At 66.2% G+C, this 23,466-nt stretch carries 21 protein-coding genes, 1 tRNA gene and 1 other RNA gene; 10 read left to right on the plus strand and 13 right to left on the minus strand.

What is annotated here, in order from left to right; all coding sequences use genetic code 11:
• Positions 1-344: 344 nt before the first annotated feature.
• From parE to MKK58_RS26045, 7 genes are all read right to left on the minus strand, one after another.
• Positions 345-2,399 (minus strand): DNA topoisomerase IV subunit B, encoded by a 2,055-nt coding sequence (parE, locus tag MKK58_RS26015; RefSeq protein WP_243915847.1) that lies wholly within the window; start codon positions 2,397-2,399, stop codon positions 345-347.
• A 264-nt stretch (positions 2,400-2,663) separates the two neighbouring features.
• On the minus strand, positions 2,664-4,640 hold the full coding sequence (locus tag MKK58_RS26020; protein ID WP_243915848.1) for a PhoX family protein: 1,977 nt from the start codon (positions 4,638-4,640) through the stop codon (positions 2,664-2,666).
• 97 nt (positions 4,641-4,737) lie between these two features.
• Positions 4,738-6,474: a methyl-accepting chemotaxis protein gene (locus tag MKK58_RS26025; protein ID WP_243915849.1), complete on the minus strand. Its 1,737-nt coding sequence runs from the start codon at positions 6,472-6,474 to the stop codon at positions 4,738-4,740.
• Between the two features lie 267 nt (positions 6,475-6,741).
• Positions 6,742-9,519 carry a type I DNA topoisomerase gene (topA, locus tag MKK58_RS26030; protein WP_243915850.1) on the minus strand — a complete coding sequence of 926 codons (2,778 nt, stop codon included), beginning with the start codon at positions 9,517-9,519 and terminating at the stop codon, positions 6,742-6,744.
• 173 nt (positions 9,520-9,692) lie between these two features.
• Positions 9,693-11,597 carry an AI-2E family transporter gene (locus tag MKK58_RS26035; RefSeq protein WP_243915851.1) on the minus strand — a complete coding sequence of 635 codons (1,905 nt, stop codon included), beginning with the start codon at positions 11,595-11,597 and terminating at the stop codon, positions 9,693-9,695.
• Between the two features lie 98 nt (positions 11,598-11,695).
• Positions 11,696-12,079, minus strand: a complete 384-nt coding sequence (locus MKK58_RS26040) for a response regulator (protein WP_243915852.1) — start codon at positions 12,077-12,079, stop codon at positions 11,696-11,698.
• Positions 12,080-12,285: 206 nt separating this feature from the next.
• Positions 12,286-12,492, minus strand: a complete 207-nt coding sequence (locus tag MKK58_RS26045) for a hypothetical protein (RefSeq protein WP_243915853.1) — start codon at positions 12,490-12,492, stop codon at positions 12,286-12,288.
• Positions 12,493-12,697: 205 nt separating this feature from the next.
• On the opposite strand from MKK58_RS26045, the gene MKK58_RS26050 reads away from it, so the two are divergent.
• From MKK58_RS26050 to ssrA, 4 genes are all read left to right on the plus strand, one after another.
• Positions 12,698-13,870: a zinc-dependent alcohol dehydrogenase gene (locus tag MKK58_RS26050; protein ID WP_243915854.1), complete on the plus strand. Its 1,173-nt coding sequence runs from the start codon at positions 12,698-12,700 to the stop codon at positions 13,868-13,870.
• A gap of 154 nt (positions 13,871-14,024) precedes the next feature.
• The gene (locus tag MKK58_RS26055; RefSeq protein WP_243915855.1) at positions 14,025-14,216 is read left to right on the plus strand and encodes a hypothetical protein; all 192 of its coding nucleotides are present in this window, start codon (positions 14,025-14,027) and stop codon (positions 14,214-14,216) included.
• Positions 14,197-14,547: a hypothetical protein gene (locus MKK58_RS26060; RefSeq protein WP_243915856.1), complete on the plus strand. Its 351-nt coding sequence runs from the start codon at positions 14,197-14,199 to the stop codon at positions 14,545-14,547. The genes MKK58_RS26055 and MKK58_RS26060 overlap by 20 nt, the downstream gene beginning before the upstream one ends.
• Before the next feature lie 5 nt (positions 14,548-14,552).
• Positions 14,553-14,920: a transfer-messenger RNA gene (gene ssrA / locus MKK58_RS26065) on the plus strand.
• A gap of 190 nt (positions 14,921-15,110) precedes the next feature.
• Here the strand turns inward: ssrA and MKK58_RS26070 are convergent.
• Positions 15,111-15,785, minus strand: a complete 675-nt coding sequence (locus MKK58_RS26070; protein ID WP_243915857.1) for a hypothetical protein — start codon at positions 15,783-15,785, stop codon at positions 15,111-15,113.
• A 43-nt stretch (positions 15,786-15,828) separates the two neighbouring features.
• Positions 15,829-16,215 (minus strand): hypothetical protein, encoded by a 387-nt coding sequence (locus MKK58_RS26075; protein ID WP_238280146.1) that lies wholly within the window; start codon positions 16,213-16,215, stop codon positions 15,829-15,831.
• A gap of 453 nt (positions 16,216-16,668) precedes the next feature.
• On the opposite strand from MKK58_RS26075, the gene MKK58_RS26080 reads away from it, so the two are divergent.
• Positions 16,669-16,745, plus strand: a tRNA-Arg gene (locus MKK58_RS26080).
• Positions 16,746-16,913: 168 nt separating this feature from the next.
• Here MKK58_RS26080 and MKK58_RS26085 read toward each other — a convergent pair.
• Genes MKK58_RS26085 through MKK58_RS26095 form a run of 3 tightly spaced genes read right to left on the minus strand, consistent with a single transcriptional unit; the run spans position 16,914 to position 18,301 of the window.
• Positions 16,914-17,165, minus strand: coding sequence for a hypothetical protein (locus tag MKK58_RS26085; protein ID WP_243915858.1), 252 nt, complete (start codon positions 17,163-17,165; stop codon positions 16,914-16,916).
• Positions 17,162-18,103, minus strand: a complete 942-nt coding sequence (locus MKK58_RS26090) for a hypothetical protein (RefSeq protein WP_243915859.1) — start codon at positions 18,101-18,103, stop codon at positions 17,162-17,164. The genes MKK58_RS26085 and MKK58_RS26090 overlap by 4 nt, the downstream gene beginning before the upstream one ends.
• Positions 18,104-18,121: 18 nt before the next feature.
• Positions 18,122-18,301 (minus strand): hypothetical protein, encoded by a 180-nt coding sequence (locus MKK58_RS26095; RefSeq protein ID WP_243915860.1) that lies wholly within the window; start codon positions 18,299-18,301, stop codon positions 18,122-18,124.
• Positions 18,302-18,808: 507 nt separating this feature from the next.
• On the opposite strand from MKK58_RS26095, the gene MKK58_RS26100 reads away from it, so the two are divergent.
• The 5 genes from MKK58_RS26100 to MKK58_RS26120 all read left to right on the plus strand — a co-directional run bounded on the left by MKK58_RS26100 (position 18,809) and on the right by MKK58_RS26120 (position 21,923).
• Positions 18,809-19,138 (plus strand): cupin domain-containing protein, encoded by a 330-nt coding sequence (locus MKK58_RS26100; RefSeq protein WP_243915861.1) that lies wholly within the window; start codon positions 18,809-18,811, stop codon positions 19,136-19,138.
• A 39-nt stretch (positions 19,139-19,177) separates the two neighbouring features.
• On the plus strand, positions 19,178-20,038 hold the full coding sequence (locus MKK58_RS26105) for a hypothetical protein (RefSeq protein ID WP_243915862.1): 861 nt from the start codon (positions 19,178-19,180) through the stop codon (positions 20,036-20,038).
• A 510-nt stretch (positions 20,039-20,548) separates the two neighbouring features.
• Entirely contained in the window at positions 20,549-20,902 is a 354-nt protein-coding gene (locus MKK58_RS26110; protein ID WP_243915863.1) for a hypothetical protein, read from the plus strand.
• Positions 20,899-21,264, plus strand: coding sequence for a hypothetical protein (locus MKK58_RS26115; protein WP_243915864.1), 366 nt, complete (start codon positions 20,899-20,901; stop codon positions 21,262-21,264). Before MKK58_RS26110 ends, MKK58_RS26115 begins: the two co-directional genes overlap by 4 nt.
• 11 nt (positions 21,265-21,275) lie before the next feature.
• Complete coding sequence (locus tag MKK58_RS26120) at positions 21,276-21,923, plus strand: Fic family protein (RefSeq protein ID WP_243915865.1); 648 nt, start codon at positions 21,276-21,278, stop codon at positions 21,921-21,923.
• A gap of 668 nt (positions 21,924-22,591) precedes the next feature.
• On the opposite strand, the gene MKK58_RS26125 is transcribed toward MKK58_RS26120, so the two are convergent.
• Positions 22,592-23,466: hypothetical protein (locus MKK58_RS26125; protein ID WP_243915866.1), on the minus strand; the 875-nt coding region annotated here is incomplete at its 5' end.

Raw genomic sequence — 23,466 nt, forward strand, 5'->3', positions numbered from 1 at the left:
CGACAACGCCAACAACGGCGTGTTCGCCTACTCGCCCGCCACCGGCGCGACCTACTCGGTCAACACCCCCGGCGTGGTCACCACCGGCTACAACAACCGCCGCTCCGACGAGTTCGTCGTCGTGCGCGCCGGCCTGAACTATAAGTTCGGCTCGTACTAAGCCGACCCCACGCGATCCCGCGCGGCCGACCCCGGCCCGCGCGGGATCTGCCGAGAACAGCAAAGAGCCCGGCCGCCACGCGGCCGGGCTCTTTGCTGTGTCGAGGGTGCGTCCATCGGGCCCGCGCCGGCGCAGGGCCCGGTTGCATTCGGGCGAGCCCCCGACGCAACCGGACGCCCGCCCTTCAGATGTCGAGTTCGGCCCCGTCCGCGAAGGCGGCGCGCTCGGAGATGAAGGTGAAGCGCGCCTCGGGCTTGTTGCCCATCAGGCGCTCCACTGCGTCCCCGGTGGAGGCGCGGGCCTCGTCCAGCACCTCGACCCGCAGGAGCGTGCGCTTCTTCGGGTCCATGGTGGTCTCCTTCAACTGCGCCGGCATCATCTCGCCGAGGCCCTTAAAGCGGCCGATCTCGACCTTGGCCCCCTTGAATACCGTCTTGATCAGCTGCGCCTTGTGGTCGTCGTCGCGGGCATAGGCCGTCTTGGCACCCTGGCTGATCCGGTAGAGGGGCGGGATCGCCAGGTAGAGGTGCCCGCGGTCGATGAGCTTGGGCATCTGCCGGTAGAAGAACGTGATCAGCAGCGAAGCGATGTGGGCGCCGTCCACGTCGGCGTCCGTCATGATGATCACCTTCTCGTAGCGAAGGTCCTCCGAGCGGTAGCCCGAGCCGGTGCCGCAGCCGAGCGCCTGGGTCAGGTCCGAGATGAGCTGGTTGGCGCCGAGCTTGTCCCGGCTCGCCGAGGCCACGTTGAGGATCTTGCCGCGCAAGGGGAGGATCGCCTGGCTGGCGCGGTCGCGCGCCTGCTTGGCCGAGCCGCCGGCCGAGTCGCCCTCGACGATGAAGATCTCCGAGCCGGCCATGCCGGCCTTGGAGCAGTCGGCGAGCTTGCCGGGCAGGCGCAGCTTGCGGGTGGCGGACTTGCGCGCGACCTCCTTCTCCTGGCGCCGGCGCAGGCGCTCCTCGGCCCGGTCGATCACCCAGTCGAGGAGCTTGTTGGCCTGGGCCGGGGAGGCGGCGAGCCAGTGGTCGAAGGCGTCGCGGATCGCGGTCTCGACGATGCGGGAGGCCTCGACCGTGGCGAGCTTGTCCTTGGTCTGGCCCTGGAACTCGGGCTCGCGGATGAACACCGAGAGCATCGAGGCGCAGGTCGCCATGACGTCGTCGGTGGTCACCGCCGTCATGCGCTTGGCCTGGCCGACCCGCTCGGCGTGCTCGCGCAGGGCCCGCAGCAGGGCAACGCGCAGGCCGCTCTCGTGGGTGCCGCCCTCGGCGGTCGGAATCGTATTGCAGTAGGAGGCCGAGACGCCGTCGTCCGCGACCATCCAGGCCACCGCCCATTCCAGCGAACCGTGCCCGCCCGGCTTGGTGATCTTGCCCGAGAAGATCGCGTCGGTGACGAGATCCTTGCCCTCGAGATCGCGGGCGAGATAGTCGCGCAAGCCCCCGGGGAAGCGATGAACCGTCTCGGCCGGCACGTCGTCCAGGCCCTCGAGCAGGGCGGGCGCGCAGCGCCAGCGGATCTCGACCCCACCGAACAGGTAGGCCTTGGAGCGCGCCATCTTGAACAGGCGGCGGGGATCGAACTTCAGCGCCCCGAAGATTTCGGCATCAGGATGGAAGCGCACGCGGGTGCCGCGCCGGTTCTGCACCCGGCCGACCGTCTCCAGGGGCCCCTGCACGTGGCCGCGCGAAAAGGTCTGCCGGTAGAGGGTCTGGCTGCGGGCGACCTCGACCTCGAGTTCGTCCGAGAGGGCGTTGACCACCGAGATGCCGACGCCATGCAGGCCGCCGGAGGTCTCGTAGACCTTCGAGTCGAACTTACCGCCCGCGTGCAGGACGGTCATGATGACCTCCAGCGCGGACTTGTTGGGGTATTTCGGGTGCGGGTCGACCGGGATGCCCCGGCCGTTGTCAGTGACGACGAGGTGGCCGCTCTCCTCCAGTTCCACCTCGATGAAGCTGGCGTGCCCCGCCACCGCCTCGTCCATGGAATTGTCGATCACCTCGGCGAAGAGGTGGTGGAGGGCACGTTCGTCGGTGCCGCCGATATACATGCCGGGGCGGCGGCGCACCGGCTCCAGCCCCTCCAGCACCTCGATGGTGGAGGCGTCGTAGCCGGCTTCCGCCGAGGCGGGCGGCGGTGCGATCGGCGCCACGGCGGCGTCGAGCTTGCGGCGCTCGGTGGGCTTGGCGAGCGGCGCCTTGCCGCCGGCGAAGAGATCGCGTGCGGGATCGCTCACCGAAGCGCCCCGCGCAGGTGATGGTGCGGCCGCGGGCTCACCGGGCCGGATCGCAGAGGGAGACCGTGCAGCATTCGCCTTCATCCTCTCACCATACCGGAACAAACCGGAAACAGAAAGGGGTTCCCGCCGGGCTCGGCAGGGGCTCGATGCCCCCGCCGCGCACGGCGTACCACCCCATGACATGGTATGGGGGTGGTTAAGAAGGCCTGACGGTGGCGCGCGGCGCTTATCGTTGCGGAACGGGCGGGGTTTTTCTGCCCCTCAGGTCCCGACGCGGCCGCCGCCGCGCCGGGTGATGGTCAGCACGGCGGGGCGGGGCGGCATGGCGGGGTCGAAGTCGGGCCAGCGGGTGGCGGGTGCCTCGAAGGTGGCGGGCACCGCCTTCGGGTCCTCCTCGTCGGCCTCGCCGGGGTGCTGCACGGCGACGAAGAAGGTGGTGTCGTCGGGGGTGAAGTAGGGGCCGCACATCTCGGCCCCGTGGGGCACGCGGAAGAAGTGCTTGCCCGTGCCGCGCCCCGGCCCTTCGGTCTCCATCGCCCAGATGCCGTCGTTGCGGCCGGTGCGCGAGGGGGCATTGCCGTCCGTGGCGACCCAGAGCCGGCCGAGGCCGTCGACGGCGCAGTTGTCCGGCATGCCGAACCAGCCGTCCTTCGTGGTGGCCGACGAGAAGGTGGCGCCGACCGACGCGATCCCCGGATCGCCGCAGCGGACCAGGATCTCCCAGGTGAAGCCCGGCGCGGCGTGGTCGCCGTCGTCGGGGGTGAGTTCGACGATGTGGCCGAAGCGGTTGTCGGCGCGGGGGTTGGCGGCGTCGACCCCGTCGGCCTTGCGCTTCCCGTTGTTGGTCAGCATCACGTAGACCTTGCCGGTCTTCGGGTTGGCCTCGACGTCCTCGGGTCGGTCCATCTTGGTGGCGCCGAGCCGGTCGGCGGCGAGCCGGGCGCCGATCACCACGTCGCCTTGCGAGGCGAAGCCGTTCTCGGGCGTCAGCGGCCCCTGCCCGAACACCAGCGGCATCCAGGTGCCGCGCCCGTCGGCGTCGAAGCGGGCGACGTGCAGGGTGCCGGAATCGAGGAGGTCACGGTCGCCGCTGTCGGCCCGGCCCTTGGTGACGAACTTGTAGACGTAGTCGAAGCGCTCGTCGTCGCCCTGGTAGATCACGTATTGCCCGCTCTTCGCGACGATGCCCGCCGCGCCCTCGTGCTTGAAGCGGCCGAGGGCCGTGCGCTTCTTCGGAACGCTCGTCGGATCGAACGGGTCGATCTCCACCACCCAGCCGAAGCGGTTGGGCTCGTTGGGCTCGTGTGAGACGTCGAAGCGCTCGTGGTAGCGGCCCCAGGCATAGGCGCTGGCCGGCAGGTTGAAGCGCTTGTGGTTGGCGGCCTCCGGCGACCCCGCGGGCAGGGCGCCGGTAAAGTAGTAGTTGATGTTCTCCTCGCAAGTCAGCCACGTCCCCCAGGGGGTCGTGCCGCCGGCGCAGTTGTTGATCATGCCGAGCGCCGCCCGGCCCGTGGCGTCGGCGGAGGTCTTCACCCGCTCGGTGCCGGCGGCCGGGCCCGTCAGCACCATCGGCGTCCCGGCCGTGATGCGCCGGGCGTACTTCGAGTCCGGCACCACCGCCCACTTGCCGTCCTGGCGCCGGATCTCGATGACCGAGCCGCCATGGGCCGCCATCTCGATGTCGACGAGGTCCCGCGTCATGCCCTTGAAGTCGACCGCCTTGCCGTCCTGGCGGCCGAGGCCGGGGAACATGAGTTCCTCGTTGGTGTATTCGTGGTTGACCACGAGGAGGCCGTGCGCCGCCGGATCGGACGCCCCCGGCATGGGGAAGTAACCCACGAAGTCGTTGTTGTAGCCGAATTGTTGGGCTTGCGCCGCCGCGGTCTGATTCCACGGGTCGAAGGCCGGCGCGCCGGGCAGCACCGGATCGCCCCAGCGGATGAGGATCTCGGCGTCGTGCCCGGGGGCGACGTGGTGGTGCGCGTCCGACCCGGCCTCGATTTCTTCGAACGGGAAGCGGGTGCCCGAGCCTTGCGCCGCCTGCGCCGCTCCGGCGGCCAGCGCCCGGGGCGTCACCACGGCCGCGATGGCGCCGACGCCAAGGAGCCCGCGCAGGAGGTCGCGCCGGTCGAAGCGCGCCGCCACCACGTCGCCGAAGGTCGGATTGGCGCTGGTGTTCGAGCCGGCATCCTCGGCGGCTTCCGCCGCCTGCGAGCGGGTTCGCGTCGGTTCGGTCATCGGTCGGGTCCGTGAAGGCTGAGGACGAGCGTCCCGGGTAATCCGCCCGCATGGCACCGATGTGACAGCGCCCCAGCCCCGCGAAGCACCACGTGCGTCAGAAGCGGTAGGCCGTGCGGCAGGCGCCCCAGTGCCGGCCCTGGACGCGGATCGGCGCATCGACCTCGCGGACCATGACGATGCGGTCGCCGACCTCGCGGCGATAGGCCTGTACGGTGGCCGGGCGGGTCGAGCGGGCCGCCGTGATGCCGGTGCGGTCGTCGAAGATGCGCCGGTTGCGGCTGTTGGCGTTGTTCCAGACGGGGTCGCCCGGCCGCTGCGGCTGGGACACCGCGCGATTGTGCACCGGCACGTAGCCGTTCCGGTCGGCCACGATGCAGAACATCATCGCGGGGTCTTCGGCCAGCGGCGCCTCCAGCACCGGGCGCAGCAGCCGCTCCAAAACCTCGACCGAGCGGGTCGTGAACTGGCGCGGTTCGGTGCCGAGGATCGCCACGTAGTCGGTGTCGAACAGGAGGGCGGCGGTGAGCCGCCCGGCGGCGATCTCGGCCTCCATCAGATCCCTGATGCTGCCGGCGAGCCCCTGGGCCCGGGCGACCAGGGGGGCATATTCCGCCTGGATCGCCCCGAGCTTGCCGGCGAGCTTCGCCTCCGCCTCGAACCCGAGGGCCTCGAAGGCGCAGTGCAGGCCCATCGGGCTGATCGCGGCCACCCGCGCCCGGACGGCGCCGATCCCGGCGATGTCGAGGTCGAGCGCGTGACCGGCGGCGATCTCGGGCCCGGTCTCGGGCCGGGCCAGCAGGGCGCCCCCCTCGCTCAGGTCGATGGTGCGGGTGCGTGCGCCGCTCCCGAGGGCGACGGTCAGGTCGGCCGGGTAGCGGTCGGCCCGGCGTCGGTCGCCGATCTCGTTCTGGCGGATCACCGCGACGAAGCGGCGCCCGAGGCCGGCGGCCTCCTCGGCGGCTTGGGCCGCCGCGCTCTCCATGGCCTCGGCACGACGGTCGAGGGCGACGGTGGCGGCGCTGGTCTCGCCCGCGCCGGTGCTCACGTCGGCGATCAGGTCCGCCGTCCGCGTGGCCTCCGAGACCACGTGGGTGACGATGCCAACCTGCTGGTCGACGATGCCCCGCACGGTGCCGAAGGCGGGCCGGACCGCCTCGATCGCCTCGGCGGCCGCGCCGATGGCGGCGCTGGAGGCGGTCGCCCCCTCGCGCAGGCGGGCGATCCGGCTGCGTACGTCGTCGGCCGCCCGGGCGGTCTCGACTGCCAGAGCCTTAACCTCCGCCGCCACCACGACGAAGCCGCGGCCCGCTTCGCCGGCCCGCGCCGCCTCGATGGTGGCGTTGAGCGCCAGCAGGTTGGTCTGGCGCGCCACCGCCGAGATGGTGTCGACGATGCTGGCGATCTCATTCCCGGCCGTCGCCAGGGCGCCGATCAGGGCCCGGGCCTCCGCGCCGCGGCTGCCCGCCTGGTCGAGATGCCCAGAGGCCTGGTGCAGCGCGTCGGTGATGCGCGTCGAGACCGTGGACAGGCCCTCGGTCCGCCCGGTGAAGCCGGCGCTGGCCGCGCTTGCCGCCTCGGCGGCCTCCGCAAGGTGGCTCATCCGGGCACGGATGGAGGCCAGCCCCGCCTGCATGTCCACCACCTCGGTTCGGGTCGCCGCGATCGATTCGCCGACGCTGCCGATCGCTTTCAGGACGTCGCTCTCGATCGCGTCCAGCACCTCGCCATGGCCGGCCTGCGGCGGCGCCTGTGCGGCGCCGGCCAGAGCCTGCGCGGCGGGCGCGGGCTGCGCGAGGGTTGCGTCGGGCCGGTCGGCCTGTCGTCTGGACAAGAATCGCATGTCCACAATGTTCGGGGCGACACCCTAAACAACTGATAACAACAGCGGCGTTCCCCGCGCCGTCCTTCTCGACGCGCGACCGGTCCTGCATTCAGATTTTCGTGAGCCGGTGCGTCGAGATGCAGACGGCGTCTTGCACCCCGAAGCGGTTTGGAGCCGGCAAACGGTCCGACCGGTGCTTCACGACCGTCGCGATTTCGTTGAACACCGCGACGGTCGTGCGGTGGCCGGGCTCCGGAGGTTCGCGGACGCCAACCCTCAGGCCTTCTTGCGCGCCGCCGGCTTGGCGGCCGTGGTCCCGGCAGCGCTCGCGACCGCTTTCTTGGCCGGTTTCTCGACTGGCTTCTTGGCCGCGGCCGCCTTCGTCGCCGGCTTGGCGGCCGGCTCGTCCCCGTCCGCTGCCGTCTTAGCGACAGCCTTCTTGGCCGGCGCTTTCTTGGCCGGAGCCTTCGCACCCGCCGCCTTGCGGGCCGGCGCCTTCTTCTTGCCCCCGCCTGCGGCTTCCCGCGCGGCGATCAGCTCCAGCGCCTGGGGCAGGTCGACCGCCTCGGCGGCGAGCGTCTTCGGCAGCGTCGCGTTGGTGGTGCCGTCCGTGACGTAGGGGCCGTACTTGCCCGACTTCACCACGATGGGCTTGCCCGTCTCGGGGTGCTCGCCGAGCGGCCGGCCCGGATCGGAGGCCGGTCCGCGCCGGCCGCCACCCTGCTCCTTGGCCACGATGAGGTCGATGGCCCGGTTGGCGCCGATCTCCAGCACGTCGTCGTCGCGCCCGAGATTCGCGTACATCTTCCCGTGCTGCACGTAAGGGCCGAAGCGGCCGAGATTGGCCAGAATCGGCTCGCCGGTCTCGGGGTGGCGGGCCACCTCGCGCGGGAGCGACAGAAGCTTCAGCGCCATTTCCAGGTCGACCGAGGACGGGCTGGTGCCCTTCGGGATCGACGAGCGCTTGGGCTTCGGGGCGTCCTTCTCGGTCGAGGCCTCGCCGAGTTGGACGAAGGGGCCGAAGCGGCCGTCGCGCACCGTCACGGGCAGGCCGGACACGGGGTCGTTGCCGAGCACCCGCGTGCCGGGCTGGCCGCCGTTCTCGGACGAGCCCTCGCCGTCACCCTCGACGCCCGAGGCGGCGAGTTGGCGGGTGTACTTGCACTCCGGATAGTTCGAGCAGCCCACGAAGGCCCCGAACTTGCCGAGCTTCAGGGAGAGCTGGCCGGCACCGCAGGTCGGGCAGGTGCGCGGGTTCGAGCCGTCGGCCTTCTCGGGGAAGATGTGGGCGCCGAGGAGATCGTTGAGGGCGTCGAGCACCTCCGCGACGCGCAGCTCCTTGGTGCCGGCGATCGCGGCGGAGAAGTCGCGCCAGAAGTCGCGCAGCACCTCGCGCCAGTCGATCTCGGCGTTCGAGACCCGGTCGAGCTGCGTCTCCAGATCGGCGGTGAAATCGTACTCGACGTAGCGCTTGAAGAAGCTCTCGAGGAAGCCGGTGACGAGGCGGCCCTTGTCTTCGGCGACCAGCCGCTTCTTGTCGATGCGCACGTATTCGCGGTCGCGCAGGGTCTGCAGCACGGCGGCGTAGGTGGAGGGGCGGCCGATGCCGAGCTCCTCCATGCGCTTGACGAGGCTGGCCTCGGAATAGCGCGGCGGCGGCTCGGTGAAGTGCTGGGTCGAGGCGATGCGCTCGCGCTTCAACGGGTCGCCGGCCTTCATCGGCGGCAGGCGCCGGCCGTCCTCGTCCTCCTCGTCGTCCTTGCCCTCCTGGTAGAGGGTGAGGAAGCCGTCGAACTTCACCACTTGGCCGGTGGCGCGCAGTTCTAGCTTGCGCGGCCCGACCTGCGCGATGACGTCCACCGTGGTGCGCTCGAGCTCGGCGGATTCCATCTGGCTCGCCACCGTGCGGGTCCAGATCAGCTCGTAGAGCTTGGCCTGCTCGGCATCGACGGTGCGAGCCACGGTTTTGGGCAGGCGGCCCATGTCGGTGGGGCGCACGGCCTCGTGCGCCTCCTGGGCGTTCTTGGCCTTGACGCTGTACTTGCGCGGGCTCCCCGGCAGGTAGCGCTCACCGTACTCCCGGGCCACGACCCGGCGCACGTCCTCGATGGCCTCCGGCGCCATGTCGACGCCGTCCGTCCGCATGTAGGTGATGAGACCCACGGTCTCGCCGTCGATCTCGACGCCCTCGTAGAGCTTCTGGGCGGCGCGCATGGTCTGGGCCGGCGCCATCCCGAGCTTGCGGGAGGCCTCCTGCTGGAGGGTCGAGGTGGTGAAGGGCGGGGCGGGGTGGCGCTTGGCGGGCTTGGCCTCGACGCTGCCGACGGAGAAGGTGGCGAGTTCGAGGTCGCGCTTGAACGCCGCCGCCTCGTCGTCGGAGCCGACGTCGAGGCGCTGGATGCGCTTGCCATCCGCACCGGTGAGGCGGGCCTCGAAGGTGGCGCCGGTATCGGTCACCAGGGTCGCCACCAGCGACCAGTACTCGCGGGGCTTGAAGACCTCGATCTCGCGCTCGCGCTCGCAGACGAGACGGAGCGCTACCGACTGCACGCGGCCCGCCGAGCGGGCGCCGGGCAGCTTGCGCCACAGCACCGGCGAGAGGTTGAAGCCCACGAGATAGTCCAGCGCCCGGCGCGCCAGGTAGGCGTCGACTAGGGCCTGGTCGATCTGCCGGGGCTGGCGCATGGCGGTCTCCACCGCCGCCTTGGTGATGGCGTTGAAGGTCACGCGCTCCACCGGCATGCCCTTGAGGGCGCGCCGCGCGGTCAGCGCCTCGACCACGTGCCAGGAGATCGCCTCGCCCTCGCGATCCGGGTCGGTCGCCAGGATCAGGCCGTCGGCGCCTTTCAGCGCCTTGATGATGTCGGAGACGCGCTTCGAGCCCCGGTCGTCGAGCTCCCACAGCATGTGGAAGTCCGCCTCCGGATCGACGGAGCCGTCCTTGGCGGGCAGATCACGGATATGGCCGAACGAGGCCAGCACCTCGTAGTCGCCGCCAAGGTACTTGTTGATCGTCTTGGCCTTGGCCGGCGACTCGACGACGACGACTTTCATGTGCGGATTCTAGCCTCTCGTCCGAGCCTGACCCGCGACAACGACCGGTAGCAGCGACGACCGGCGGCTGAGTGAGCGGGGGGTGCCGCCACCCGCGAACAGGGGGCCGGCGCGGGGGAGAAGTGGGTCAACCCCGGGGGGATGTCAAATGACCGCCCGCCGCCGGCCCCGTCTCAGGCGCGCCTGGCGAAGGTCAGGGCGGCGTCCAGCGCCCCGTTCAGGGTGGTCACCAGCGCGTCGGCCGAGAGGGTGCGGCGCAGCCGGTCGATGGTGGCCGGATCGCGCTCGCGCCAGAACCCGACCAGCACCCTCACGCCCGGGATCGCCCGGCGCGCCTGTCGCACGTTGAGCCGGATCTGCGACAGGCTGACGGGCTCCAGATAGGAGAAACACACCAGGGCGATCCCCGAGAGGTCCTCCGGCGTCTCGCCCCGGCGCAGCTGGGCCATCGACATCACCTGCGCGGACAGGCCGTGCCGCCCGAGGATCTGGCCGAGCATCAGGGTCGCGGCCTCGTCGAAGGGGCCGCGGCTGGAAACGCAGAGCACGGGCCGGGATGCGCGCCAGCGCGCCGGCAGGTCGCCGGGTCTCAGCACCGTCGCGGCGACCTGCCGGTCCGGGCCGATGGCGTCGAAGGCCGCCGAGGTCTCGGAATTGCCCGACGCGGCGCCGGAGCCGGCCCTGCGCTGGACCGGCAGCGCCCCGAGGCGGGACACGACGGTGCGCAGGGCGGTGCCGACCTCGTCCTGCCGTTCCCGGTCCAGGCTGCCGCGCGAGAGGTCCTCCTGCGCCATCAGCAGGCCGGCCAGCACGACCTCGTCGTAGTAGGTGACGAGGGCGCGGGCCTTCAGGAAGAGCTGGCCCTGGTCGATGGCCTCGGCGGGGTCGCCCGCCAGCATGCGCTGGTAGAAGATCTCGGGCGGCGACAGGGCCGGGCGGTCACCCAGGATGACGTCGAGGTACCACAACCTGTCGATGTGGCGGCCGAGCACCACGAGGCAGACGGTGATGGGGGTCGCCAGCACGAGGCCGATCGGCCCCCACAGGAAGGCCCAGAGGGTAGCGGCCAGGATCACCGCGATGGGCGAGAGACCGGTGGAATGGCCGTAGAGCAAGGGCTCGATCACGTGCCCGGCGATGGGCTCCACGATCAGGAAGAGCGCCGCGACCGCGATCGCCATGGTCCAGCCCGGATCCACGGCCGTGGCCACGATGAGGGGCAGCACGGTGCTGATGACGGCGCCCACATAGGGCACGAAGCGGAAGACCGTGGCGAGCACGCCGAACAGGATCGGGTTCGGCAGGCCGATCCACCACAGGCCGAAGCCGATGACGATCCCGTAGGCGATGTTGAGCCCGAGCTGCGCCAGGAAGAACCGGCTGAGGCGGCCGACCGCGTCGTCGATGGCCGCCGTCGTCCGGCGCAGGTCGCCCGTGCCGGCTAGGCGGATCGCCCGGTTCCGCAGGTCCTCGCGCTGGAGCAGGATGAAGATCGTGAAGATGAGGATGAGGCCGGTGGTGGCCAGCGGGTGCAGGATGGGCCCCGCGAAGGTGCTGAGGGTGCCGAACAGGCCGGCCTTGGCCGCCGCGATCTGCACGTGGAGGGGGTGGGCGGCGGTTCCGGCCGTGCCCTCGGGGGGCGTCGCCTTCAACTCCGGCTGCAGCTCGGCACTGAGGTCCTGCACCATGTCGACCATGCGGGAGAGCGTGCCGCTGCCGGCGGTGGCCTCCTTCAGCGATCCGATCTTCTCGCGCATGGTCACCTGATAGCGCGGCAGGTCGGAGGCGAGCTGCGCCGCCTCGTTGGCGATGAGCAGGGCGACCCCGAGCAGCGCCCCGAAGGCCGTCAGCACGACGACCAGCACCGCGAGGGCCCGGGGCACCCGGATGCGGCGCAGGAGGCGCACGCCCGGCACGAGGACGAAGCTGAGCAGGATCGCCAGGGTCACGGGCACGAAGATGTCGCGCCCGAGATAGAGCGCCGCCGCGATGGTGATGACGAGGAGGCAGGAGGCCAGGGTCGTGAAGACCGGCATCGCCTGCCGCAGCAGGCGGGCGGTGATGGGATCGTCGCTCATGGAATGCTTCGGATCTCGTCAGGATGAGCGACGGGCAGGGCCAACCCGCGACGCGTCGAACGGGCAGGGGCGTGGAACGCGGGTATTCGGCGGCGTGGTCAGACGGCGGCGGGTGCCTGCGGCCCGACGGCGGCGTTGATCTGCGTCAGCAGCTTGGAGAAATCCACGGGCTTGGGGTGGTAGTCGTTGCAGCCGGCCTGGATCGCCTTGTCGCGGTCGCCCGACATGGCGTGGGCGGTGAGCGCGATGATCGGGATGCCCTTGGTGTCGCTGCCGGATTTCAGCACGCGGGCGGCCGACCAGCCGTCGAGGATCGGCAGGTTCATGTCGAGCAGGATCACGTCGGGCTGCCCGGTGCGCGCCTGCTGCACGCCGGATTCGCCGTCATGGGCGAGGATCACGTCGTAGCCGCGCCGCTTCAGCCGGCGGGACAGGAAGTCCCAGATCTCCTCGTGATCTTCCACCAGCAGGATTTTCACCATTCGCCCTGAACCCCTCGAACGTCACCAGCCGCCCCGCCGCCCGGCGCGTCGCGCGCATCGCGGCCAGACCTGGGCTGGCTCCCGAGCAAGACACGTGCTCGGGCCGTGCTGTGAACGCACGACCGGGCGGAACGGTCCATGGCATTCCAGGCGATCCGGCGACAAGCACGTTACCCTGTGATGCCCGCCTGTGACGCCCGCGACACTTACGGCGGGTCGAGCCGGGTCTTCGGCCGGGCGTCGCTCAACGGGCCGGAGGTGCCGGGCAGGAGGCCGCTGTCCTGCATCCAGAGCATCAGCATGATGGTGGCGACCAGGGTGGCGAAGGAGGCGAGGCGCCCGAGATGCCGGCGCCGGACCAGCATCAGCACGAAGGTCGCCAGGAGGACGAGGAGCAGGACGAGAAACAGCATGCGGGGACCCAGCCTTTTCGCCCGGTGAGTCCGTGCCAACGGGGGGCGGCCCCGCCCGTTCCCGCGCGCCGCCCCCGCAGGGAACAAGCCCGCGGCCGCCGGCCTTCTCGTGGCGGGTGCCCGGGTCGCGGTGTCCCACCTTCCTCACAGACCGCCCCGGAGCGCCGCGCGTCGCGATCCGACGCCCGCCGAATGGAGATTCGCGATGAAAGCATTGTGCTGGCACGGCAAGGGCGACATCCGCTGCGATACGGTCCCGGACCCGCGGATCGAGGATGCCCGCGACGTCATCATCAAGGTGACGTCCTGCGCGATCTGCGGCTCCGACCTCCACCTGATGGACGGGCAGATGCCCACCATGGAATCGGGCGACGTGCTCGGCCACGAGTTCATGGGCGAGGTGGTCGAGGTCGGGACCGGCTTCACCAAGTTCCGCAAGGGCGACCGCATTGTCGTGCCCTTCAACATCAATTGCGGCGAATGCCGCCAGTGCCGGCTCGGCAACTATTCCGTTTGCCAGCGCTCCAACCGCAACGCCGCCATGGCGGCCGCCCAGTTCGGCTACACCACGGCGGGCCTGTTCGGGTATTCGCACATCACGGGCGGCTACGCCGGGGGACAGGCCGAGTACGTGCGCGTGCCCATGGCCGACGTCGCCCCGATGAAGGTGCCGGACGGCATGGACGACGAGTCGGTCCTGTTCCTCACCGACATCCTGCCCACCGGCTGGCAGGGCGCCGAGCATTGCGAGATCCGGGGCGGCGAGATCATCGCGGTCTGGGGTGCCGGGCCCGTCGGTCTGTTCGCGATCCAATCCGCCAAGATCATGGGCGCCGAGCGCATCATCGCCATCGAGACCGTGCCCGAGCGCATCGCGCTGGCCCGAAAGTACGGCGCCACCGACGTCATCGACTTCATGAAGGAGGACGTGTTCGAGCGCATCAAGGAGATCAGCAAGGGCGAGGGCGCCGATGCCGTCATCGACTGCGTGGGCATGGAGGCCACCGCCGGCCACGGCATCGCCGGGGTGCTCAGCACCCTGCAGGAGAAACTCACCTCCACCGAGCGCCCCTACGTGCTGGCCGAAGCGATCAAGGCCGTGCGCCCCTGCGGCATCGTCTCGGTGCCGGGGGTCTATGGCGGACCGGTGCCGGTGAACATGGGCTCGATCGTGCAGAAAGGCCTGACCCTGAAGAGCGGCCAGACCCACGTGAAGCGCTACCTCGAGCCCCTGACGAAGCTGATCCAGGAGGGCCGGTTCGACACGACCTCGCTGATCACGCACCGCTCCACCAACCTTGCCGACGGCCCCGACCTCTACAAGACCTTCCGCGACAAGAAGGATGGCTGCGTGAAAGTGGTCTTCCATCCGAACTGAGCCGGACCGGGCTGGAACGGGAGAATCCCTCCGCCAGTCGGTCGCGCGGTCGTGCGATAGACCGGCGAGGACTGGATCGTTCGTGATCCGGGTTCTGCGCGCCCGGGCCCGATGTCCATTGCGGGCCGGGCCGGGCATCCGCTAAAGCCGGGGCATGTCAGACTTGGAAATACTCCTTGACCGCCTCAAGGATGCTCAGCGCGCGCTCATCGTCCAGGCGGCGAAGATCGACATGCTGCCCCCGGACAGCATGCTGCGGCGCGTGGCGGACCTCGAGAATACGATCGCGGCCGTCGAGGCGCTGATCGACGAGCAGGCTCCGCGCCGTGGCCGCGCCGCGGAGTGAGGCCGGCCCGCCCCCGGTGACGCCGGACGGGCGCTACCTCGTGGTACGCGGACGGCTCTGGCGCCGGACCCGCCCGGACCTCGCACCCGCCGACCGTGAAACCCTCGTGACGGCCCTGATGGAGGCCCGCCGCGCCGTGAAGGCCGCCAAAGCGGCTGGGGATGCGGACGCCCTCGCGGGCGCCCGCCGTGCCGTGGACGCCGCCAAGCGAGGCCTCGGCGAGCGCGGCCCCGTCTGGTGGGACGACGGTGCTCCCGACCTCAACCGGCACATGGCCCGCAATACGCCCTACGCCGCCTGGTTCGCGGACCAGAAAGATGCGGCGGGATAACGCGCCGACTGGACCGGCGAGCCGGGTTCGCCTATATCGGGGCTGCGGTTGATGACCGGTTCGTAATAACGTTTCAGGACCCGGAGGGCAGTACTCCGGCGCCTCCACCATGAGCTCACGGGCGTTCAGGCCGGTGAGCTTCTGATGGGGGCGAAATAGGATCGACTGGGCGGTAAAGGGATCGCGAGTTCGCTTTCACTTCGGTGCAAGACGATGCGGCTGTCGGTAAGGACTCGACCGGTTCGACGCAGGCAACCCCTGTTTCGAGCATTTGGCCAAAACTCTAAATGCCAACGATAACGTTGTCATGGATGCCCGCCTCGCGGCGTAAGCATCTTGCGGTAGGGTAACCGTCGAAACAGAACCCGGAGCTTCGGCTCCGGGACCCACCTTTCCCCGACAATTCGGACTATCCTCAGCGACCCACGATGCGCGGCCTTCGCGACGTGGAGTCGTGCCGTCCGCGCCGGAGACATGAGAAAGCCCCGGGGCCGATTGGGCCCCGGGGCTTCTCGTTTCGCAATCGTCACACCCGCCCGCGATTCCCGAGCGGTGCCCCACCCTCAGACCGGGGTGTTCGGGTAGGCGCGTACGCGATTGCGGCCCTCGACGGTGCCGCCCAGGGCGTTGCCGGGAAGCGCGTCCGGCGAGGTGGCAGCCGCCGCCTGCGGAGCGGTCCAGCCCTCGGCGCGCCAGTTCTGCGCCCGCTCGTCGACGTCGATCGAGCCGTGCTCCTCCAGGATGTCCATGACGCGGGCCGCGTGGGCGTCGTCCGCCCGGACCGTCACGAGGGTGCCGCCCCGGCGCACGCCCTCGCTGTAGGTCTGGGCGTCGCTCTCGCTGAGACCGGCGCCGGTGAGGCCACCGGCCAGGCCGCCGGCGGCAGCGCCGATGCCCGCGCCGGTCAGAGTCGCCACGAGCCAGCCCGCCGCCACCACCGGGCCGACGCCCGGAATGGCGAGGAGGCCGAGGCCCGTGAGCAGGCCGGCCGCGCCGCCCAGGACCGTGCCGACGGTGGCGCCGGCACCGGCGCCGCTGGAGGCCTTCTCGGGCGTGTCGTGGTGGCCGGTGCCGCCGACCGCGTTCGTGGTGTTCAGGCGGCCGGCGTGCCGGTCACCCTCGTTGCTGCTCACGATGCTGATGTCAGCATGGGGAATGCCGGCCGCCTCGAGCTTGCCGACGGCGGTGCTGGCGGCGTCGTAATCGTCGTAGAGGGCGGTGATGGTCTGGTGGGCCATGGGATGCTCCTGTTCGCGAAGGTCGCTTCGGTTTCGGAATCCGTTACTGGGCGGCGACGTTGCCCTTGAAATCGACGCCGACCTTGACCGGCTTTCCGTTGAGCACCGCGTCACCGCGCCAGATGCCCTTGTCGTCCTTGGTCAGGCCCTTGATGTCCTTATAGCCGGCCTCGGTCAGGCGATGATGCGTCTGCGCCTCGGTGAAGCTGTTGGCGCCTTCCTCGAGCTTGGCATGGGCCGCCGCCTGCGTGGTGGCGGGCTTCGTGGCGTCCGGCTTGTCGGTGTTGGGGCGGGTGACCGCCTCCTGGCCGCCGGAATTCGCGCTGGATTTCGCATCCGGGGCCGGGGTTCCGGTCACGGTGGTCTGGGCGAAGGCCGGGCTCGCGCCGAGGAGCGACAGAAGGGCGAGGGTGGTCAGGGACCGTTTCACGGCATTCTCCTTGGGGTGTCGGGACAGACGAAAGTCCCTCTCAATCTCGCGAGACCCTAAAGCGTTCCAAGCTGTGCCGACGAAGAAAGCCGCTTGGCGAGCCAAGTTTTTCCACCCTCTTTGTTGTTCCCGAGAATCCTAACAGATATTCGAAGATGAATCGCGCTCTGTGGACACCCTGAAGCACGGACAATCTTCTCCTCACAGACACGCTTCTTGTGGGCAGCGCGCCCTGAACGTTCCGGCCGCGCCTTAGAACGTTCGTCTGCCAAACGTGGCAGCGACCGCCGCGGGCGTCCCGTCGGACGGGCGGCCGCGCGCAGCGCCGAGGCAGGCCGAACCCATCCGGCCCGCCGGCGCGAAAAACTTGTCCGGCCAGGGTTGCCAGCGCAAAAAGGAGCCTCTAAACACCCGCTCACACCGGGGCGGCGGCAACGAGCCACCCGGTCGCAGGCGCCCGTAGCTCAGCTGGATAGAGCACCAGACTACGAATCTGGGGGTCAGAGGTTCGAATCCTTTCGGGCGCGCCAACACTTAGCTAGGTTTCCAGACCTGCTCAAACGACCAGGGGTAACGCTGTGGGTAACAGCGGAGGCACCCTGAACCATCCAAAACATTTCTCAGATCGCTTGAGGCTCGGTCCTTTTCCGAACCTGCAACCAGACCGTTATGAGCGGTCGGCTCGCACTGCTGCGAGTTCAGGGCATCTCAAGATCGTGATCCCCACCTGAGACCCACAGTCGCTGCGATGGCCCTCCGATCGGCGCCGCCAGCGACGGCTCCGCGTCGGCATCCGGCTCCAAGTCGGAGTCGCCATCGATCTCATCAAGGATCGCGACGATGCGGTCCACGACATCGAGGGCGAGGTCGGCGAGGCGTTCGAACTCCTCTCGTGTGATGGTCGTGGCCTGAAGACGGCCGGAGGCGGGAAAGCGGATGACGTTGGTCATCGGGCTGCCTCGGTCTTAGCGCCTTCAGACGTCTCGACGGACAGCGAAGCCGGCTGGCGGTCGCCGGGCACTAGAACAGCGACGACGGTTCCCACGATCTTCTCGCGCAGACGATCTGGGCTGTACGGGCCGTCGCTCATGAATAGTATCGCCCGGTCGCGTAGCAGACGCTCCATCGCTTGCCGGCTGCCGGGGCGGTTGATCGGATCAGCCCACCATGAAGGCGAGTTTCCTTTGCCAACAGCGCGATGGTTGGTCTGAAGGATCGACCGACTGCCGTTGTTCCATTCCAGTAGGCAAAGCGCTCCATCGACGAGATCTCGCCGGGATGGGTCGACAACGACGGTCTCGCCATGGCGCACCAACGGATAGGCCGCAGCGCAGTCCGCAAAATGGAGGACCATTCCCTTGGGGCAGCGGGTCATCGGCAGCAGGTCGGGCGGCAGGCGGCGATGCTCATCCATTACCTCGACGGGCATGTAGACGCCGACCACGCGGTGCGCCTTCTCGATCAATCTGGCGTCGAGTTGGCCGCGACGCCCACTATGCGGCGCCACCACTTCCACTAGCGGTGTGACTTCGGCCCCATCGCCAACGTCGAACATCCCGGGGAAGAAGTTATGGGTGAGGTCCCAGATCTCCGGACCGCCCCCTCTGCGGTAGAGAACAACGAGGCCAGCGCCGGTTGGGCTCACAGGTTCGACAATGACGGAGGAGCCAGGCGGGCAGCGCAAGCCGGCGCCGTTGGCATCGAGCATGAGACCATAGGCATCCGGATGGGCGTCGAGGGGAGCTGGCACGGTTCGAGCCGGCGTCCGCTCCTGATTCGGCGCCGGACGCCGGATGAATCGGCCGGCAGCGTCCCGGAGGCGCTCGGCACGATCGCGGAGGGTCGGGGTGGCTTCAGCCTTCCGGACAGAATTGTTCTGCTTTGTCATGATGATGCGCTCCCTTCCTCAACCGATCTGTACGAAGCCGTAGGCGAACACGCCCCCGGCGATGATCAGGACGGCGGAGATGAAGTCGCCGGTCAGGTCGAGGAAGCGCGGGGCACGGACGTGTGCTGTGTCGGGCCGAACCGAGGTGATGATGGGGCCGTCCTCCGCCTCGGCCTCATCAGGCTCCAGCAGAGGCATCGGACGAGAGTAAACCGCTGCGAAAGGCGAGCGAGAGCGTTCACCGGCACGCGCCGATGCTGTAGAATTCCGGATAGCCATGATGCGTCGTCCCTCGACGTGAGTGGTCAGGGCCGGGCAGGAAGTTGACGCTTCCGCTCGGCCTGCCTTTCTGGTAAATTAGAAATATGGATGAGTCAATTCCGGTAAACTCGAAAAAGGCAGGTCGGCCAGCAGGGCGCGATTTTCCTGTGTCAGTTCAACTTCGCCTCACCGAGGGGCAGGCAAGCGCCATTGATGATTGGCGTCGCGCCGAGGTCGACATTCCTTCGCGATCCGAAGCCATCCGCCGGCTCGTTGAGGAAGCACTGAAGTCCAAGCGGTCGTGAACGGCCAAAGCTAAGCCCTCAGGACTGTATCCAGATCGCTACCGTCCGTGCCATCCTTACGCAAAAGGGGAGGATGAGTTCGATGATGCGACGTTCCTTGAGATTAAGCCTTGCGCTCATGTGCATTGGCGGTGGGGCCATGGCTCAGGAGATCAAGCGCACCGAACTTGGCCGCTCTCCCGTGTCGGGTGACGATGCCCACGAGATCATCATGCAGCTTGTCGAGTTTCCGCCTGGCGCGACGTCCCCTCGGCACTTCCACAACGGTGAAGAGAGCTTCTACGTTCTGGAAGGCGGGACGGTGCAGGTGCCGGGCAAGGAACCCAGGGAGCGTTTGGCCGGCGAGAAGGGCATTAACGCGCGCGGTGCGCCTCACGCGGGCTACACGGTCGTTGGCGATAAAACGATCAAGATCCTGTCAGTTTATGTTGTCGATAAAGGTAAGCCGCTCCAAGAGCCGGCGCCTTGAAGCGCTTGCCGAGCGCCTGAAGTTGAAGGGTTCCTCGACATGACTGGCCCTGCCCCATCTCCGGCTTCACCTTCGCCTGAGTCCCCTAGTAAACGCGAGAAGTCGGATGTCGAAAATCAATTCCACGAACGCGAGCTGAGAATAAAAGAAAAAGAGTTCGAATTAAACGAAAAGAAAGTTCAAATTCAGCGAGATGAATTAAACATTAGAGAGAAAGAGCACAGGCGGAATAGATTTACTAATCCACTTTTCGTTGCCGTTATTACTGGAATAATAGCTCTAATCGCAAATGCGGCTGGGCTTATATGGAACGGATATGTCCAGCGAGGTATCGAGGAAAGTAAAGCGGAGGCAGCTCGCATACTGGAGGTACTTAAAACAAACTCACCAAAAAAGTCTGCAGAAAACCTTGAATTCTTGATCAGCTCTGGATTGATTGATGACCCTATAAGGGTCGCAAGGATTCAATCCTACCTAAAGGGGTTAAAGCCAGGCGAAGGCCCAGCTATAAATTATTCGAATGCGCCTCAGGTTGCGGAGACTGGGAATTTTTCCGTGAAATGCAGCTTGCTGCCGGGGCTTAGCGCGAAAGACACCATTGAAAAAGTCGTAGATAAGCTGAATAATAATTCGGAATATATTTATAGATTTGCAAATTTGGGCCATGGCAGGACAGAGATAGTGTCGACCCCTAAAGACGATCCGTCGGGGGCGCCTATAGCTACAATTTTGGTAAATGAAGATGGCAATAAAATCAATCTAAGTTTTCCGCCAGAGAAAAATTGGTTTGTATTTCCGTCAATTTATTCCGTAATCGTAAGGCCGAAGTTTTTGAATACTCTGAATGACGCAATGACGGGTAGCGGATGGGCTAGCAAAACTAAATCAGCGTGCTATTAAATGAATTGTTTCCATATCTAAACTGCATTTTTACAAAAAATCGTAGCAGCAGCGGCGCTCTCAGGCCTTGGTAAGGATCGGATGCAATTAGTGATCAGTCCCGGCGATGGCGAAGAGGCTCGCCTCCTATAGGCTGAGTATGAGCAGGCCACAAAAACGGCCGCGCCCGCAGGGTTCGAATGCGGATCTGTCATTCGAACCCCCGACCCCCTCATTACGAAGGAGGTGTCCGCAGTGACCCGTGGTGAGGAGAGTGGCAGCGGGGCTGGCGTGCGGCTGCGGAGGGCCAATGTGATCCAGGGCACTCAATGACGTAAGCCCATGGAGCAAAAATGGGCGTAGCAATGTCTCTCGCCGTCTGAAAACGCGAAGTGTGATCAATTCGACATCCAATCGCACGATCGCCTCATTATGCGCGGCAATCTTCCGTTGAGATCGTGACAAGTTTGAATCTGGCCTGATACGGTCACAGCGTGCTGATCCGCGCGCAATCGCTCTGGAGCATCGGTTATGGCGGACGATACCGAGAAGCCGACGGTCGACGTCAATTATGTAAAAAGCGCCGCTTTTCGTGAAGTCTTATCCGAGGGAATTATTGGAGGACCTACCCCCAATGGTCAACTCTGGATGGCGTTTTACAATGAGCGTTTCCCAATACCACGCATTGTTCGATACCAGCTTCGATCAAGCGATGATGGTCAAGGTGTCGAGGTTGACGGGTCTGGCCCGTCAACTGTCCTGGAAGGTCGCTCCGGAATAATCAGAAATATCGAATTTGGTGTCTCGCTCTCGATTGATACGGCCGAGACGCTCCATAAATGGCTTGGTTCGCAACTAGCATCCATGCGGGGGGATAAGGCATGAAGACCTTTTGGCGCCACGAGCCAGCGACGGCATACAGTTCAACTTCCTCCAGCTTACCACTAGGGCGCGGGCAAATCACTGATCTTAACGGAGCTCCTAATATTTCTCGGTTTTTACCAGAAAGAATGGGAGACATACCAGAAAATGTCAGTCCAAATTTTGGTGGATCCCTAATAACAGGGCGGCCCACTTTCAATGCAAAGCAAAATTTCCTTGATGTATTTAGCAGTCGGCTAAAGCCGGACGATCATCATCGTGCAGAAGCTACCGCAGCCCTAAAGCGCCTAGCTGAACGCAAAGACGAAGATGTTGATCTATGGGCCGAAAATTTGGCAAAATCGTCATTGCACTTAGGCGATTAAGCATAAACGATATGAGTAAGCAAACAATTCAATGTATCGCGTGGGAATACGAGCACATTGATGGCTATGATAAAATCTTATACCCACGAACTCTTGCGGCCCATAAAGCCATTCGTGCGTCTTCGCGCGATCACAAAATAAATACGGCCAAAGATACGCGCCGATTTCATGGGGGTTATTATCACGGGCTAACTCCCCCTGATTTTGAATATTACGCTGGAGGATACAGAGGACAAGATCCTTACTGTCTAAAAACCTACGAAGTTCAGGCAGGTGGGGATCCTGCTGTAGGTCATGTCCCTGCGACTGTTCCAATGGAAATGCAGGAACTTTCAATTAATATTGAGGCATCCGTAAATCAGTTGGATTTCTTATGGTCAGCAAACTCTAATATAGTTTCAGACCAAGAAAAAATAATCCGCGTTATAGAAATATGCGCCGCGTTGTTTGTTTATTTTCTCGAAATACATCCATATGCCAACGGAAATGGCCATATGGCCCGACTTTTGATTACTTGTCTGCTTGGTAGGTATGGGATTTACTTAAAATCCTGGCCGATACACCCTCGGCCATTGAGCTTGGAATACGGTCCAGCAATCTTAGCTCACCGCCGAGGCGATCGGAAAAAGTTGGAGTTGTTACTACTTAGATCTCTTTAGCTCCTTAGTCCAATCAGCACCAAAAGGCATTCTGCGTTATGCGCGCCGCTCTTGCCCTCGTTACCTTGCTGGCTGGTTTAGGGCTCGTCGCATGTGTAGCTTTAGCACAGGCACAACCAAGCTTGGCTGTCTGCCGTGATATTCAGGATTCTCTTCTCCGCCTGCGGTGCTTCGACGAGACATCGGCGGTAACATCCTTGAAGCCGCCTAGTGCGGTCGGGCAGCCGGTGATCAAAGCAGCCACACCAGACTTTGCGCGCTACGCAGCAGTGCCCTACCGCGGAGCTGTTCGGCTACCCGATTTTCGAGGCCGCGAGCGAGCGCATGCCGGTTATAGAACCCGTCTTACAGCCGGGGTGAAGTCAGGGCCCAATTTCGCCGGACATTTCGCGGTGGTAGAAATTGGATGCGGCACCAGTTGCCGCTTTGTCTATGCGGTCGACACTCAAACGGGTCGAGTCATCGAGTTCCCTCTTGGCGGAGAGGATTATAGTTCGCTGGATATGAAGTACCGCGTCGATAGCCGTTTGGTATCAGCGCGTTGGGTCGCAGAAGGCCGCTGCAAGCAAGAAGACGTGCTCTGGGGTGGGACTGCTTTCAAAAGAGGTACGACACGCGATCTCGGCGATCGCGAAGTTTGCTACGGCGCTTCGGACTGAGGGCGGATTTCACGTCGCCGCCTCCGGCTGCGCCGCCGAGTTCCCGAGGTCATAGAACCCGTCGTTCTTCGTCGCATCGCCCTTGCGCTGCTGCCAGGCCAGCTTGTTAACGAGGTCCAGCGTCGTGGTCGTACCGCCGTTCGGGTCCTGCGTGTACGCGTAGCCGGCGACCTTCAGCTCCTCCTCGCCGCTCTCCGTGGCGAACAGCATGGGCGACTTCACCGTGACCCCGTCTGAAGGTTCCCAGAGTCCGCCCACGCCCGGCTTCAGCCAGCCCTGGTAGGTGAGCTGCAACTGGAGAGCCATCGCCTGCAGAGCAGCGGCCTCCCAGTTCGTGCGCATCTGCGTGCCTTTCTGATCCGAGGGCATCTCGGAGAGCACTTTGAGCTTGGCCCCAGGGGTCCCGCCGGTCACCGTCGCCTTCGCCTGGATCTCGGCGGCTTTCTTGCCGAACAGGCTGTCGGAGCCTGGCTGCTGCGAGTTGCTGACCAGCGCCTCGACCGCGAGGTGACGCAGTTGGCAGTTCGCCGAGAGGATGTTCTGCCCTTCCACGAAGGCGACCATGCTGCCCCCGGACTTGGGACCCGCTACCAGGTTGCCGGCCTTGTCCGCGTAGAAGAACAGGTTGCGCTGCCGACAGAGCCGCGAGATCAGGTCGAAAGGTGTCTCACCGTAGCGGACCATCACGTTCGGGAAAGGCATGTGCCAGCCGTCCGGGCCGTTCTGGACGCGAAACTTGATCCCGTAGGGCTTCAGCACCGAGTTCGCGATGGCATCAAGCCTGTACCCCCGGTACTGACCCGTGCCGCCGTCGATGCTCGCTTCCGTGATGATCCCGGCCTTGCCGTAGCCGACCACCTGCACGGCGTGGCGGTTGCCATCGT

Origin of the sequence: Methylobacterium sp. J-078, assembly GCF_022829285.1 — a bacterium.
GTDB lineage: Bacteria > Pseudomonadota > Alphaproteobacteria > Rhizobiales > Beijerinckiaceae > Methylobacterium.